The sequence below is a fragment of the Streptomyces sp. NPDC015171 genome (assembly GCF_043079545.1).
Classification (GTDB): Bacteria; Actinomycetota; Actinomycetes; order Streptomycetales; family Streptomycetaceae; genus Streptomyces.
Genome location: NZ_JBIBUO010000002.1, coordinates 343,913 through 358,723 on the forward strand (window position 1 = coordinate 343,913; position 14,811 = coordinate 358,723).

At 73.6% G+C, this 14,811-nt stretch carries 11 protein-coding genes; 7 read left to right on the forward strand and 4 right to left on the reverse strand.

The window, feature by feature from the left end; all coding sequences use genetic code 11:
• Positions 1-29 precede the first annotated feature (29 nt).
• A complete protein-coding gene (locus ACF073_RS06070; protein ID WP_392067147.1) occupies positions 30-986 on the reverse strand; it encodes a lytic polysaccharide monooxygenase in 957 nt (318 codons plus the stop codon).
• A 430-nt stretch (positions 987-1,416) separates the two neighbouring features.
• Between ACF073_RS06070 and ACF073_RS06075 the strand changes: the two genes are divergently transcribed.
• Both ACF073_RS06075 and ACF073_RS06080 read left to right on the forward strand, forming a co-directional pair.
• The gene (locus ACF073_RS06075) at positions 1,417-2,082 is read left to right on the forward strand and encodes a ScbR family autoregulator-binding transcription factor (RefSeq protein WP_392067148.1); all 666 of its coding nucleotides are present in this window, start codon (positions 1,417-1,419) and stop codon (positions 2,080-2,082) included.
• A gap of 5 nt (positions 2,083-2,087) precedes the next feature.
• On the forward strand, positions 2,088-3,287 hold the full coding sequence (locus ACF073_RS06080; RefSeq protein ID WP_392067149.1) for a damage-control phosphatase ARMT1 family protein: 1,200 nt from the start codon (positions 2,088-2,090) through the stop codon (positions 3,285-3,287).
• Here the strand turns inward: ACF073_RS06080 and ACF073_RS06085 are convergent.
• A complete protein-coding gene (locus ACF073_RS06085) occupies positions 3,264-4,529 on the reverse strand; it encodes a cytochrome P450 (protein ID WP_392067150.1) in 1,266 nt (421 codons plus the stop codon). The genes ACF073_RS06080 and ACF073_RS06085 overlap by 24 nt on opposite strands.
• Complete coding sequence (locus tag ACF073_RS06090; protein ID WP_392067151.1) at positions 4,526-5,371, reverse strand: alpha/beta fold hydrolase; 846 nt, start codon at positions 5,369-5,371, stop codon at positions 4,526-4,528. Before ACF073_RS06090 ends, ACF073_RS06085 begins: the two co-directional genes overlap by 4 nt.
• A 154-nt stretch (positions 5,372-5,525) precedes the next feature.
• On the opposite strand from ACF073_RS06090, the gene cyc2 reads away from it, so the two are divergent.
• The 5 genes from cyc2 (at position 5,526) to ACF073_RS06115 (ending at position 12,998) form a co-directional block, all read left to right on the forward strand.
• Complete coding sequence (gene cyc2, locus ACF073_RS06095) at positions 5,526-7,688, forward strand: germacradienol/geosmin synthase Cyc2 (RefSeq protein ID WP_392067152.1); 2,163 nt, start codon at positions 5,526-5,528, stop codon at positions 7,686-7,688.
• Positions 7,689-7,804: 116 nt separating this feature from the next.
• The gene (phsA, locus tag ACF073_RS06100; RefSeq protein WP_392067153.1) at positions 7,805-9,688 is read left to right on the forward strand and encodes an O-aminophenol oxidase PhsA; all 1,884 of its coding nucleotides are present in this window, start codon (positions 7,805-7,807) and stop codon (positions 9,686-9,688) included.
• Positions 9,689-10,114: 426 nt separating this feature from the next.
• Positions 10,115-10,678, forward strand: a complete 564-nt coding sequence (locus tag ACF073_RS06105) for a PDZ domain-containing protein (protein ID WP_392067154.1) — start codon at positions 10,115-10,117, stop codon at positions 10,676-10,678.
• A gap of 201 nt (positions 10,679-10,879) precedes the next feature.
• Positions 10,880-12,007, forward strand: coding sequence for an aminopeptidase P family protein (locus tag ACF073_RS06110; protein ID WP_392067155.1), 1,128 nt, complete (start codon positions 10,880-10,882; stop codon positions 12,005-12,007).
• A gap of 55 nt (positions 12,008-12,062) precedes the next feature.
• A complete protein-coding gene (locus ACF073_RS06115; protein WP_392067156.1) occupies positions 12,063-12,998 on the forward strand; it encodes an aminoglycoside phosphotransferase family protein in 936 nt (311 codons plus the stop codon).
• Positions 12,999-13,016: 18 nt separating this feature from the next.
• Here ACF073_RS06115 and treZ read toward each other — a convergent pair whose 3' ends face one another.
• Positions 13,017-14,762 carry a malto-oligosyltrehalose trehalohydrolase gene (gene treZ / locus ACF073_RS06120; protein WP_392067157.1) on the reverse strand — a complete coding sequence of 582 codons (1,746 nt, stop codon included), beginning with the start codon at positions 14,760-14,762 and terminating at the stop codon, positions 13,017-13,019.
• Positions 14,763-14,811 lie beyond the last annotated feature (49 nt).

The window sequence follows — 14,811 nt, forward strand, 5'->3', positions numbered from 1 at the left end:
CGAGTGAACCGGCAGACCGGAAGGCTGGTTCAGCGTCGGCGTAGCCGCAGTACCAGGGCGGCGCCACCGGTGAGCAGCAGCACCGCGGTGGCGCCGCCCGCCAGCATGGGCGCCGAGGGTCCGGAGCCGCCGCGCGTGGCCTGCGCCACCGGAGCGGCGCTCGCGGCGGCCCCCCGCCCCGAGACGGGAGCCGGACTTCCGGAACCCTCCGGACGCCCTGTCCCCGCCGCCCCCGCTGTCCCCGCCGCCCCCGCCGTCCCTTCCGTCTTCGTCGTGCGTCGCGGGCGCGGCGCGGCCGGCACCGACGCCGCCCGCCGCGCGGACCGCCCCGCCCCCGCGGCCTTCCCGCCTTCCGGGAAGACCACGTCGGAACACGAGTAGTACGTGTCAGGCGTGCTGCTGTTCTGCCAGATCGTGTACAGCATCTGACGTCCCGTCCGGTCCGCCGGCAGCGTCGCGCTCAGGTGGTACGCGCCGTCGCGCAGCGGCGGGTCCGTGACCTCGGCGAAGGGCCGCTCCGGCAGGTCGGACCAGGTCAGCGGCCGGGCCGGGTCGTACCCCTGCTCGGTCAGGTACAGCCTGAACGTGCCGGTGTGCGCGATGGTCGACGCGTACGTCAGCGTCAGCCGGCCGCCCGCTGCCAGCCGGGTCGCCGGCCAGTCCCGCCGGGCCAGGTCGAGACCCCGGTAGGCCGGCAGGTTCCCGCTGCACAGCCTGCCGTCCGGGATGACCTGCCGGTCGCGGCCCGCCACCCCCGCCACCCGCAGGTTGTCCCAGGCCGTGAACGGGGCGCCGTTCGCCGCGATCGCGGCCCGGCAGGCCGCCGAGCGGGCAAAGCCGCCCTCCGGCGAGCAGGCGTAGACCCGGCTCACCGGATCGGTGGGGGCGCCGTGGGCCCGGGCAGGACCCGCCGCCCACGGCAGCAGCAGCAACGGTGCCGCCGCGGCGGCCACCCTGACGCCCAGGCGGGCGGTCATCCGAGTCATCCGGGCGTCTCCTCGGCGGGCGCGGGAACAGGGGGTACGGCATCCAGTACGGCACCGGAGTGCGCCCCGTTCAGCCGGAGCGGCGAACCGCGCTCCGGGGGGCGTGAAAGCACCGACCGGTTCAGCCGTTTTGCGCCTGCTCCCACAACTCGTTGAGGAACCGGTCGTCCGCCTCGTATCGTGGCGATCATGGGTGCGGTGCTCATCGCCCCGCACCTGCTGCGCAGCGGCCGCCGATGAAGGGGGCAATATTGTGATCTTCGCTGCTCACAAAGGGTGTTCATCGATGCCGACCCGGCAGGTGACACGTGTCGTACCCCCCATGTGGCATGCATCGGACTCCCGTGGCCGCCGGGTGAGTTATCGTATGCGAGGGGTCAAAAACAAACCGCATGTCCTGTTGGTTTTGAGGTGCGAGGAGGGGTCCAGGATGGCGAGGCAACTACGCGCTGAACAGACCCGGGCAACGATCATCACGGCCGCGGCCGACCTGTTCGACCGGTATGGCTATGAGTGCACGAGCTTGAGTGACATCGTCGAACACGCGAAGGTCACCAAGGGCGCCCTGTACTTCCACTTCGCCGCCAAGCAGGACCTGGCCCAGGCCATCCTCGAACTGCAGGCCAGGGCCACGCAGCAGCTCGTGGCCGAGGTGGAGGGCCGTGGCTGCACCTCGCTCGAAGCCCTGATGCGCACCACGTTCGGGCTCGCCCGGCTCGCCGTGGAGGACCCCGTGCCGCGCGCCGGACTCCGCCTGGCCACCGCGGACATCACCGTGCGTGCCCCGCTGCGGCATCCGTTCACCGAGTGGCAGGATTTCGCCACGCGGAAGTTCGGCGGTGCCGTCAGGGAAGCGGATGTGCACGGAGATCTGGACGCCGGCGCGGCGGCCCACTCCCTCGTCTGCTTCTTCATCGGCACCCGGGTCGCCGGCCGCTCGCTGGAGCCGGTCGCGCGGTTGCCGCGCAGAGTGGCCGAGATGTGGCACCTCATGATCCGCGGCCTCGTCCCGGTGCACCGCCGCCCCCGCTACGTCACCCTCGCCACGCAGCTGGAGCGGGAGAACCCGAGCCGGCTGATGCGCGCGATACCGTGACCGGCATGCCCGAACCCCCCTCCGCGCCCGTGCTCCTCGGCAACGAACCCGGCTCGTTCCCGTACAGCGTGCTGGCCGAGCGGCACCCCGCGATCATCCGGCAGGTACGGGACGCGTTCCCGTACGGCCCCGGGCAGCACGCGGCGCTGGACGAACTGCTGGAGAACTGCACGGAAGGGGTGATCGGGCCGCTGCCCGCCGACGCCCCGGACCGGGACCGGTGGGACGACTGGGGGCTGGCCGGCCACACCGGCCAGTCCTGGTACGACGTGCCCTGGCTGTGGTCCGAGAGCTACTTCTACCGCCGGCTGCTCGGCGCCGTCGGCTGGTTCGGCCCCGGCGCCTGGCAGGGCGTCGACCCCTTCCGCCCCTTCAAGCGCGCCGAACTCGACGCCCCGGAGACCGACGAGGAACTGGCCGCCCTGGACGGCCTGCGCGATCTGCCGGAGGAGGAGCGGGCCCGCGCCCTGCTGCACGGCTCACTGTGGGGCAACCGCGCCGACCTGGGCTTCCGGCTCTCCGCCGCGGACGGCGCGGACGGCGAGCCGTCCTCCGCGCTCGTCGCCGACGACAGCGAGACGCTGTGGTCGCTGCTGCCGCCCGCCGGGACCGGCACACTGGTCCTCGTCGCGGACAACGCGGGCCGCGAACTCGTCCCCGACCTGCTGCTGATCGCCCACCTCCTCGCCACCGGCCGGACCGCGCGCGCCGTCCTGCACGTCAAGCCGTACCCGTACTACGTCTCCGACGCCACCACCGCCGATGTGGTCGACGCCCTGCACCGGCTGCGCGCGGCCTCCGGCACCGCCGCCGCGTTCGGGAACGTGCTCTGGTCGGCCATGGCCGACGGCCGGCTCACGGTCCGCGCGCACCCCTTCTCCTGCGCCCCGCTGCCGTACTCCGCGATGCCGGACGACCTGCGCGCCGATTTCGCGGCGGCCACGCTGACCATCGTCAAGGGCGACCTCAACTACCGCCGGCTGGTGGGCGACCGGCGTTGGCCGCCCACCACGCCCTTTCGGCGGACGACCGGGTACTTCCCCGGCCCGGTCGCCGCGCTGCGCACCCTCAAGTCCGAGGTGATCACCGGTCTGTCCGCCGCCACCGAGGCCGCTCTGACGGCGGCCGAGGGACAGCGCTGGCGGACGAGCGGCACCCACGCGCTGATCCAGACCGACCCGTCAGACGAGGCGCACCGGCAGTGACTTGACGCCGTTGATGAAGTTCGACACCAGCCGCCCGGCGGGCCCGGCCGGGCGCGGCGGCTCCGGCAGCACACGCAGCGCCTGCTCGTGCAGCAGCCGGAGCTGCAGCCGGGCGAAGTGCGCGCCCAGACACACATGCGGGCCGTCCCCGAACGAGACGTGCGGATTGGGGGAGCGGGTGAGGTCGAGCCGGTCCGGCCCGGCGAAGACACGCTCGTCGCGGTTGGCCGAGGCATGGAACACCACGACCTTCTCGCCCGCCCGGATCGCGCGGCCGGCCAGCTCGGTGTCGCGCACGGCCGTCCGCCGGAAGGTCAGCACGGGCGGGTGCCAGCGCAGCAGCTCGTCGACGGCGGACGGCACCCCGGCCCGTCCGGAACGCAGCGTCGCGTACGCCTCCGGATGCTCGGCCAGCGCCAGCAGCCCGCCCGGTGCCGCGCTGCGCACGGTGTCGTTGCCGGCCACGGTGAGCAGGAAGAAGAACATCTCCCGTTCGGCGTCGGCGAGTTCCGGGTCGCCGGCCAGAGTCGTCATGATGTCGTCGGCCGGATGCCGCCTCTTGTGCGCGGCCAGCTGCTCGGCATAGGCGAACATGTCCCGCAGCATCGCCGGGGACCGCGGATTCACCGGCCTGCCCGTTCCGTCCAGCTCCGGCGGACCGGCCTCGTCCGGATCCTGGTAGCCGATGACCCGCCGCGTCCAGTGCAGCAGCAGATCCCGGTCGCTCTCCGGGACCCCCAGCAGATCCGCCAGATTCAGCAGCGCGTACTCGTCGGTGACGGCGGCCACCAGGTCGACCGTCCCGTCGCCCGCCCGCGCCTCGGCCAGGGCGCCCGCGAACAGCGTCCGCGCCCGCTCCCGGGCGACCGCGGCGAACCGGTCGACGCGCCCCGGTGTGAAGGCCCGGCTCACCAGCCTGCGCAACCGCCCGTGGTCCGGCGGATCCTGGTTGAGCATCATCCGCCGGATGAACGGCAGATCCTCCGGATCGGGGTCGCGGATCTGGGTCGCGCCGGCGTACGAGGAGTACGTCCGCGCGTCCTTCAGCACGTGTACGACGTCCGCGTGCCGGGTCACCGCCCAGAACCCGGGGCCGGCCGGCCAGCCCAGCACCTCCGGCTCCTCCTGCCAGGCCACCGGGTGGTGGTCGCGCAGGACGCGGTAGTCGTCGTAGGGCACCCCGGCGGCGTACCGGCGCGGATCGAAGACGTCCGGCACCGCCGGGGCCGCGCGCAGGCTCACGCCGGACCGCCCGCGCCCGCACCGTCCGTCGCGACCGACTCGTCCGTGCCGCTCGCGCCGCCCGTGCCGTCCGCGTCGTCCGCGCGCAGGAAGTCCTCGACCGCGCGGATCAGGTCCAGCGGCGTCTCGTCCATCGCGTAGTGACCGGCGCCGGGCAGCACCGCCAGCTCGGCGCGCGGATACCAGGACATCCAGGTCTGCCGCATGACCTCGGGCGACAGCGCCGGATCGAGCGCGCCGGCCACGGCGAGCGCCGGCACCTCGCTGCCCTCGACAGCGGTGCTGAAGTCGTCGCCCGCCCACGAGTCGAGCCAGGCCCGGAACGCCTTGGCGTCGCTGCGCTCCAGCGAACGGGCGACCATCCGGTCCAGCCAGGCGGCGGGCCGCCGGCCGCCGGTGGTGACGTCGATGATCGTGCGCCGGTTGGCCGCCCGGTGCGCCGCGTCCGCGAACAGCGCGGCCTGCTCGCCGGGCATCGGCATGCCCGAGGCGGGCACCGGCGAGACGCCCGCGATCCGGCGCAGCCGGTGCGGGGCGGCGGAGAGCAGCCGCTGCGCCACCGCGCCGCCCATGGAGTGCCCGATCACCGAGAACCGCGCCCAGCCCAGCCGGTCGGCCAGCCGCACCAGGTCCACGGCCGCCTCCGCCGTCGTGAACTCGCCCGTGGCGTCCCGGGCCTCGCCGTAGCCGCGCAGATCGACCAGGGCGTAGCTGAAGGACGTACGGTCGAGGTCCGGCAGGACGGCCGCGTAGGCGGACCGGTCGGCGAACCAGCCGTGCACGGCGAACACCTTGTGGGCGCCGTCGCCGTGCACCTCATGGGGCAGCTCGAAGGAGGTCATGCGCCTACCGTGACCCCCCGCGCGCGGACCCGGCAAGAGCGCCAACGTCACAACAACCCGCCGGAGTTCCACGTTTCGGGGACGGTTCACGCGATGGTGTGATCATGTGCAGCCGGACGGATGCGGCTCCCGGACCACGGGTAGGGCCCCGGCCATGACGCAGCCGTTCGAACTCCCGCACTTCTACATGCCGTATCCCGCGCGGCTCAACCCGCACCTGGAGGAGGCGCGCGCCCACTCGACCGCGTGGGCACGCGAGATGGGCATGCTGGAGGGTTCCGGGATCTGGGACCAGGCCGACCTGGAGGCGCACGACTACGGCCTCCTGTGCGCCTACACCCATCCCGACTGCGACGGGCCCGACCTCTCGCTGATCACCGACTGGTACGTGTGGGTGTTCTTCTTCGACGACCACTTCCTCGACATGTTCAAGCGCACCCCGGACCGCGCCGCCGGAAAGGCGCACCTCGACCGCCTGCCGCTGTTCATGCCGCTCGACCCCGCCGCACCCGTCCCCGAACCGCGCAACCCCGTGGAGGCGGGGCTGAAGGACCTGTGGGCGCGCACGGTGCCGGCGATGTCCCTGGACTGGCGCCGCCGCTTCTCCGTCGCCACCGAGCATCTGCTCAACGAGTCGATGTGGGAGCTGTCCAACATCAACGAGGGGCGGATCGCCAACCCCGTCGAGTACATCGAGATGCGCCGCAAGGTGGGCGGCGCCCCCTGGTCGGCGGGGCTCGTGGAGTACGCGACCGCCGAGGTGCCCGCCTCCGTCGCCCGCACCCGGCCGCTGCGCGTCCTCATGGAGACCTTCTCCGACGCCGTCCATCTGCGCAACGACCTGTTCTCCTACCAGCGCGAGGTCGAGGACGAGGGCGAGAACAGCAACGGTGTGCTGGTCCTGGAGAAGTTCTTCGGCTGCACCACGCAGGAGGCCGCCGAGACGGTCAACGACGTCCTCACCTCCCGTCTGCACCAGTTCGAGCACACCGCGCTCACCGAGGTCCCCGCCGTCGCCCTGGAGAAGGGCCTCACCCCCGGCGAGGTCGCGGCGGTCGCCGCCTACACCAAGGGCCTCCAGGACTGGCAGTCCGGCGGCCACGAATGGCACATGCGCTCCAGCCGCTACATGAACAAGGGCGCGCGGTCCGACTCGCCCTGGCAGCTCCCGAGCGGCCCCGGCACGTCCGCAGCCGACGTCGGAGCGCTCCTCGCCGCGGCGGCCCAGGACCGGCTGCGCGCCCACTCCCACGTGCCCTACCAGAAGGTCGGCCCGTCCCGCATCCCCGACTTCTACATGCCCTTCGAGCTCCAGCTCAGCCCCCATCTCGACCGGTCCCGCAGCGGGCTGGCCGACTGGTGCCACCGGATGGGCATCCTCCAGGAGGGAGTCTGGGACGAGGACCGGCTCGCCGCCGCCGACCTCGCCCTGTGCTCCGCGGGGCTGGACCCGGACGCCACCCCCGAGGCCCTCGACCTCAGCGCCCACTGGCTCGCCTGGGGCACCTACGGCGACGACTACTACCCCCTGGTGTACGGCCACCGCCGCGACCTGGCCGCCGCCCGGCTGACCACGGCCCGCCTGTCGGACTGCATGCCCGTCGAGGGCGTGACGACCCTGGTCCCCGGCAACGCCATGGAACGCGGGCTGATCGACCTGTGGACCCGTACGACCGCCGGGATGACCGCCGGCCAGCGGCGCACCCTCAAGACGGCCGTGGACAAGATGACGGAGAGCTGGGTCTGGGAACTCTCCAACCAGCTGCAGAACCGTGTCCCCGACCCGGTCGACTACCTGGAGATGCGGCGCTCCACCTTCGGCTCGGACCTCACCCTGAGCCTGTGCCGGATGGGCCACGGCCCCGCGATCCCGGCCGAGCTGTACGCCAGCGGTCCGGTGCGCTCCCTGGAGAACGCCGCCATCGACTACGCCTGCCTCCTCAACGACGTCTTCTCGTACCAGAAGGAGATCGAGTACGAGGGCGAGGTCCACAACGCCATCCTGGTCGTGCAGAACTTCTTCGGCGTGGACTACCCGGCCGCGCTCGCCGTCGTGCACGATCTGATCACCCAGCGCATGCAGCAGTTCGAGCATGTGACCGCCCACGAACTGCCGGTGCTGTACGACGACTTCGGACTGTCGTCCGAGGCGCGCGCGGTCATGGACGCCTATGTGGACGACCTGCGCAACTGGCTGGCGGGGATCCTCAACTGGCACCGGGAGGTCGACCGCTACAAGGCCGAGTGGCTCGGCCGCCGCGCCCACGGCTTCGTGCCGCACCAGCTGCCCGCCGTGCCGGTTCTGTCACTGCGCTGACGGTTTCGGAATCTCCGCGTACGGAATCGGTCGTTCAGGGAACTTCGGTGAGCCCTCAGGTGTCTTGCGGAGCAAAGGGAACAACAGGCCGCAGAACACACACGGGGTGTGCAACCATGTCCGAATTGCTCCAGAGGCTCACCGGAGAGACCGCCGAGGAGAAGGCGCCTCAGCCGAACGAACTGACGCCCTACGCACAGCCGTTGACCGTGCCGCCGGTCCTGCGGCCCGCCTCGGACGACGTCCTGCGCGAGACCGAGATCGCCCTGCGCCCCACCTGGGTGCGGTTACACCCGCAACTGCCGCCGACCCTGATGTGGGGCTACGACGGACAGGTGCCGGGCCCGACCATCGAGGTGCGGCGCGGGCAGCGCGTCCGTATCGCCTGGACCAACCGCATCCCCAGGGACAGCGAGTACCCGGTCACCGCCGTGGAGGTGCCGCTGCGCACGATCGGGCAGCCGCAGGCCACCACCGAGCCCGGCCGCGAGGGCGTCGAGCCGAACAAGGACGTCGCCGCCCTGCCCGCCTGGACGGTGACGCATCTGCACGGCGCGCAGACCGGCGGCGGCAACGACGGCTGGACGGACAACGCCGTCGGCTACGGCGACGCCCAGCTGTCGGAGTACCCGAACGACCACCAGGCGGTGCAGTGGTGGTACCACGACCACGCGATGAACATCACCCGGTGGAACGTGATGACGGGCCTGTACGGCACCTACCTCGTCCGGGACGACGAGGAGGACGCCCTCCGGCTGCCCTCCGGCGAGCGGGAGATCCCGCTCCTCGTCGCCGACCGCAATCTCGACACCGACGAGGACGGCCGCCTCAACGGCAGGCTGCTGCACAAGACGGTGATCATCCAGGACAGCAACCCGGAGACCGGGAAGTCGGTCACCATCCCGTTCTCCGGCCCGTACACCACCGTCAACGGCCGTATCTGGCCGTACGCCGACGTGGACCCGGCCTGGTACCGCTTCCGGCTGGTCAACGCCTCCAACGCGCGCACCTTCAACTTCGTCCTGATCGACGAGGACGGGGAGCCGGTGCCGGGGGTCATGCACCAGATCGGCAGCGACGGCGGCCTGCTGCCGCGCCCGGTGCCGGTCGACTTCGGCACCGAGCTGCCCGCGCTCACCGCCGCGCCGGCCGAGCGCTTCGACCTGCTGGTGGACTTCCGCGCGCTGGCCGGCCGGACCCTGCGGCTGGTGAACAAGGGCGCCGGCCGGCCGGCGGGGGTGGCCGATCCGGTCGGTGACGTGGCGTATCCGGACGTGCTGGAGTTCCGGGTCGGGGAGAGCTGCGAGGAGGACACCTTCGAACTGCCCGAGGTGCTCTCCGGCTCCTTCCGCCGGATCACCCACGACATCCCGCACGGCCACCGTCTGATCCTGCTCACCCCGCTCGGCACCAAGGGCGGCGGCGGGCACCCGGAGATCTGGGAGATGGCCGAGGTCGAGGACCCGGCGGGGCTCACTCTGCCGGCCGACGGCATCGTCCAGATCACCGGGCCCGACGGCACCACGCGGACGTACCGGCGCACCGCGCGCACGTTCAACGACGGGCTCGGCTTCACCATCGCCGAGGGCAGCTACGAGCAGTGGAGCTTCCTCAACCTCGTGCCCATCGAGCACCCCATGCACGTCCATCTCGCCGACTTCCAGCTGCTCGGCCGGGACGCCTACGACATCTCCGGCTTCGACCCGGAGGCCGGCGGCACCCGCACCCCGATCCGGTACGACGCGGGGACGCAGATACCGCTCGCGCCCAACGAGCGCGGCTACAAGGACGTCTTCCGGGTGCCGGGGAACCAGATGCTGCGGATCATGGGCCGCTTCGACGGCGCGTACGGCCGGTTCATGTACCACTGCCACCTGCTGGAGCACGAGGACATGGGCATGATGCGCCCGTTCGTCGTCATGCCGCCCGAGGCCATGAAGTTCGACCACGGCGGGGCGCACGGCGGGCACGGCGGCCACGGCGGGGGCCACACGGGCTGAGCCGAGCGGCACGGCCGGGCGGCACCGGCCGGGCGGGGGTCGCCCCGCCCGGCCGTCCGCTGCGACCGCCCGACGCAGCCCCCCCGGCCGGCCGCGGCGTCGCCGGGGAGCCCGCGCGTCCCGCTGCCCGCGGAGCACCCGCCCGCCCGGCGGTCCGGCTCGCGCCACGGCGGCGTGCACCGGCGCCCGCCGGCCCGACGCGCCCGGCGCGGGCAGTTCCGCCGGCCCGGCTGCGCGCCGCTTCCGGCGGCGGCGCCTTCCGCCCCGCGCTGCGCCGGCGGGAGCCGGCGCACGCCGGTGACGGAAGGGGAGGGCGCCGGGTCGACGGCAATGACTACCCTCCGCCACCCTTCGGCCAGTCTCATCCTTTCGTGTCTCGTCGCGGCCCGCCGCCCCGGGTAGAGCACAGCCGGAGGCGAGCGAACCATGGAACAGACTGCGTTGCGTCCCAAGCCGATGCCCGGTCAGGACCGCCGTACCGAGGACACTCCCGGCCCCGCCCGGCGCCCGCACGCGGCCCGGCGGCGCGGACGGCGGCTGCGGACCCTGGTGTTCGGCGTGTGCGCCGGCACCGTGCTGGTGCTCTCCGGCGTCGGCATCGGCACGGTCGGCGCCTCGGTGATCGGCATGAGCAGACTCGCCGAGCTGCAAGGCCAGGCACCGCCGTCCGCCCCGCCGGGCCGGACCGCCCCCGCGGCCGCTCCGGCCTCCACCCCGGCGCCGCCCGGAGTGAGCATGGGCGTGGAGGCCGTCGACGCCGAGAAGGCCGGCGCGCTGCTGGTGGGCGTCCACGTGCCCGGACCCGGCTACGCGGCCGGCCTGGTCCGCGGGGACGTCGTCCTGCAGTTCGGCACGGCCCGCGTCGACACCGCCGCCGACCTCGCCCGAGCCGTCGCCCGGGCCCGCCCCGGCACGGCGGTGCTCCTCACCGTCCGCCACAGCGGCGGCGCATACCAGCAGTTGACGGTGACCCCCGGCGTGGTGACCTGACCCGCGCCCTACCCCGTACGCGTCAGGAAACCCGCTGGTGACCGTCCGCCCCGCGCGCCATCATGGGCCCGTGCCGAGCCCCTGGAACGCGGACCGCGGAGCGCCGGTGCCGCCGACCGGCTCGCGCGGGCCCGCCCGGGCGGGCAGGATGCTGCCCGAGACGCCATCGCCCCGTTTCCTCACCCGCGCCCGGAGGCCCGGATGACCGGTACCACGTCTGCGCCCTTCACCGCCGCCGACTACAGGGCCCGTATGGAGCGTGCCGCGCGCTCCGCCGCCGACGCCGGCCTCGCCGGACTGCTCGTCGCCCCGGGACCGGACATGGTGTGGCTCACCGGCTACACGCCCACCGCGGTCACGGAACGGCTGACCGTGCTGGTCCTCACGCCCGGCCGGGACCCCGTGCTCGTCGTACCCGCCCTGGAGGCCCCGGACGCCGGGCACGCCGCCGGCGCCGCCGCGCTGACCCTGCGCGACTGGACCGACGGCAAGGACCCCTACGCCGTCACCGCCGCCCTCCTCGACGCCCGGGGCCGGTACGGCATCAGCGACAACACCTGGGCCCTGCACCTGCTGGGCCTCCAGCGCACCCTGCCGGGCACCTCCTACGCCGCCCTCACCGACGCCCTGCCCATGCTGCGCGCGGTGAAGGACGCGGCCGAGCTGGAGCTCCTGGCTGCCGCCGGCGCCGCCGCCGACGCGACGTTCGAGGCGATCCGGAAGGTCCCGTTCGCCGGCCGCCGGGAGTCCGACGTCGGCCAGGACCTCGCCGCCCTGCTGCGCCGCTTCGGCCACTCCCAGGTCGACTTCACCATCGTCGGCTCGGGCCCCAACGGCGCCAACCCCCACCACGAGGTCGGCGACCGGGTCATCCAGGACGGCGACATGGTCGTCCTGGACTTCGGCGGCCTGAAGGACGGCTACGGCTCCGACACCACCCGCACCGTCCACGTCGGCGAGCCGACCGAGGAGGAGCGCCGGGTCCACGACGTCGTGCGCGCCGCGCAGGAGGCCGGCTTCCGGGCCGTGCGCCCCGGGGCGGCCTGCCAGGACGTCGACCGCGCCGCCCGCGCGGTGATCACCGACGCGGGGTACGGCGAGTACTTCATCCACCGCACCGGGCACGGCATCGGCGTCACCACGCACGAACCGCCGTACATGATCGAGGGCGAGGAGCAGCCGCTCGTGCCCGGCATGTGCTTCTCCGTCGAGCCCGGCATCTACCTGCCCGGCCGCTTCGGCGTGCGCATCGAGGACATCGTCACGGTCACCGAGGACGGCGGCCGCCGCCTCAACGACACCACCCGTGAGATGGTCATAGTGGACTGAGAGACCAGGAGACACACACCCTCGACGCCATCCCGGAACGGCTACCAGGCGACCCATGACCCAGGCACCGACACCCACCGCGGACACCGTCCGCAGACTGGTCCGCTCGCTGCTCAAGGAGGACGGCGACGGCCCCGGGGGACCCGATGTGCGGCCCGTGTCCGAGGACCGCGAGCACACCTGGTGGATCGGCGGCCGCCATGTGCTGCGCCTCGCGCCCGACCGCGAGGCGTCCGTCCGCCGCCGCCGGGAACTGCGCCTGCGCGACCTGGTGCGCCCGCTGGTGCCCGTCGCCGTCCCGGTCAGCGTCGCCCACGGCGACTGGGCCCCGGGCCTCGCCTACACCCTCGACACCCGGGTGCCCGGCGGCACGGCCGACGAGTACGACGTCTCCGCCGTCGGCGAGGCCGACCTCGCCGGGTTGCTCGGCGGGCTGCGCGCGGTTCCGGTCCGCCAGGCCGAGGCGCTCGGCGTGCCGCGCACCGCCCCGCGCTCGCTGGAGGCGCTGCGCCGGATGGCCGTGCACGCGGCCGAACGGCTGGCCGCCGCCGACGAGTTCGACGCCGCCCGGCTGCACCAGCTCACCCCGCCCGGCGCGGCCCAGCTCGCCGCGCAGTCCGGTACCGCGGTCCTCACCCACCACGGGCTGACCGGCGCCCATGTGGTGGTCAGCGCCGACGGCCGGGTGCGCGGCATCCTGGACTGGACCGCCGCGGTCCTCGGCGACCCCGCCGAGGACATCGCCGGGCTCGCCGTCGCCGTCGGCTCCCCGGCGGCCGTCCGCGCCGCCACCCTCGCCGGCTACGGCGCCCGCCCCTGTCTGCGCGGCCTGTGGCTCGCCCGCTGCGACACCGTCCTGCGCCTCACCGACCGGCTGGAGGGCCGTACGGGCGGCTCCCCGACCCTGCTGCGGACCCAGCTGGGGCGGGTCTGGGAGCCGATCATGCTGGAGCGGGTGACCGACCTCAAGGACGGCGAGCCGGAACCGTAGCGGCCGGCGCCCGTCGCGTCAGGGCTGCACCAGCACCACGCACGACTCTCCGGGCAGCTGGAGCAGCCCGTCCGGGCCCGGTGCCGTCACCGGGTCCCAGGCCGCGAGGACCTCGACGCGGCCGGTGCCCAGCGGGATCGCCGCGGGCTCCTTGCCCAGGTTCACCGCCACCCGTACGTCGCCGCGCCGGAAGGCCAGCCAGCGGGCGTCCGCGTCGTACGCCACCTTCGTGTCGGCGAGGTCCGGGTCGGTGAGGTCGGGCTGGGAGCGGCGCAGCGCGGTCAGCCGCCGGTACCAGGACAGCACGCGCGCGTGCGGCTCGCGTTCCGGCTCCGACCAGTCCAGGCAGGACCGGTCCCGGGTCGCCGGGTCCTGCGGGTCCGGCACGTCCTCCTCGGCCCAGCCGTGCGCGGCGAACTCCCGGCGCCTGCCCCGCCGTACCGCGTCGGCCAGCTCGGGATCGGTGTGGTCGGTGAAGAACTGCCAGGGCGTGCTCGCCGCCCACTCCTCGCCCATGAACAGCATCGGGGTGAACGGCGCGGTCAGCGTCAGCGTGGCCGCGCAGGCCAGCAGTCCGGGCGACAGCCGCGCGGTGAGCCGGTCGCCCTGGGCGCGGTTGCCGATCTGGTCGTGGGTCTGGCTGTAGCCGAGCAGCCGGTGCCCGGCCACGCGCGCGCGGTCCAGCGGCCGGCCGTGCCGGCGGCCCCGGAAGCCGGACAGGCCGCCGTCGTGGAAGTAGCCGCCGGTGAGCGTCTTGGCGAGCGCCGCGAACGGGTCCCGCGCGAAGTCGGCGTAGTAGCCCTGGGACTCACCGGTCAGCGCGGTGTGCAAAGCGTGGTGGAAGTCGTCGTTCCACTGCGCGTGCACGCCGAGGCCGTTCTCCGCGCGGGGGGTGATGATCCGCGGGTCGTTCAGGTCCGACTCGGCGATCAGGAACAGCGGCCTTCCCACCTCCTCGGCCAGGCCGTCCACGGCCGCCGACAGCTCCTCCAGGAAGTGGCACGCACGCGTGTCGCACAGCGCGTGCACCGCGTCCAGCCGCAGCCCGTCGATCCGGTAGTCCCGCAGCCACGCCAGCGCGCTGCCCACGAAGAAGTCCCGCACCTCGTCCGAGCCGGGCGCGTCCAGGTTCACCGCCGCACCCCACGGGGTGTGGTGGGTGTCCGTGAAGTACGGCCCGAACGCGGGCAGATGGTTGCCCGAAGGACCCAAGTGGTTGTGCACGACGTCCAGGACGACACCGAGCCCGAGCGTGTGCGCCCGGTCGACGAAGCGTTTGAGCGCCTCGGGGCCGCCGTACGGCTCGTGCACCGCCCACGGCGACACCCCCTCGTAGCCCCAGCCGTGCCGCCCCGGGAAGGGGCACAGCGGCATCAACTCCACATGCGTCACGCCCAGTTCCACCAGGTGTTCGAGCCGGCCCGCAGCGGCGTCCAGCGTGCCCTCGCGGGTGTACGTGCCCACGTGCAGCTCGTACAGCACCGCGCCCGGCAGCCCGCGCCCCGCCCACCGGGCACGCCATGCGTGGCGCTCGTGGTCCACGACCGCGCTCGGCCCGTCCGGGCCGTCCGGCTGGCGGCGCGAACGCGGATCGGGCAGCACGGGGCCGTCGTCCAGGGCGAAGCCGTACCGCGCGCCGTCGGCCGCCTCCGCCTCCCCCGTCCACCAGCCCGCGCGCGCGGGATCGCGCGCCAACGCGCGCGTGGTGCCCTCGCAATGGAGCGTCACTCGGTCTGCCTGCGGTGCCCACACCTCGAACTGCACGGACGGTTCCCCTTCGTCTGCTCACCGTGTTGTCCCGCACCTCCATCGT

Bases quoted from the DNA above. Each gene is read 5' to 3' on its own strand.
- ACF073_RS06075 (WP_392067148.1), top strand. From the start codon at position 1,417: ATGGCGAGGCAACTACGCGCTGAACAGACCCGGGCAACGATCATCACG.
- ACF073_RS06110 (WP_392067155.1), top strand. From the start codon at position 10,880: ATGACCGGTACCACGTCTGCGCCCTTCACCGCCGCCGACTACAGGGCC.
- ACF073_RS06070 (WP_392067147.1), bottom strand. From the start codon at position 986: ATGACTCGGATGACCGCCCGCCTGGGCGTCAGGGTGGCCGCCGCGGCG.
- cyc2 (WP_392067152.1), top strand. From the start codon at position 5,526: ATGACGCAGCCGTTCGAACTCCCGCACTTCTACATGCCGTATCCCGCG.
- phsA (WP_392067153.1), top strand. From the start codon at position 7,805: ATGTCCGAATTGCTCCAGAGGCTCACCGGAGAGACCGCCGAGGAGAAG.
- ACF073_RS06115 (WP_392067156.1), top strand. From the start codon at position 12,063: ATGACCCAGGCACCGACACCCACCGCGGACACCGTCCGCAGACTGGTC.
- ACF073_RS06105 (WP_392067154.1), top strand. From the start codon at position 10,115: ATGGAACAGACTGCGTTGCGTCCCAAGCCGATGCCCGGTCAGGACCGC.
- ACF073_RS06080 (WP_392067149.1), top strand. From the start codon at position 2,088: ATGCCCGAACCCCCCTCCGCGCCCGTGCTCCTCGGCAACGAACCCGGC.
- ACF073_RS06090 (WP_392067151.1), bottom strand. From the start codon at position 5,371: ATGACCTCCTTCGAGCTGCCCCATGAGGTGCACGGCGACGGCGCCCAC.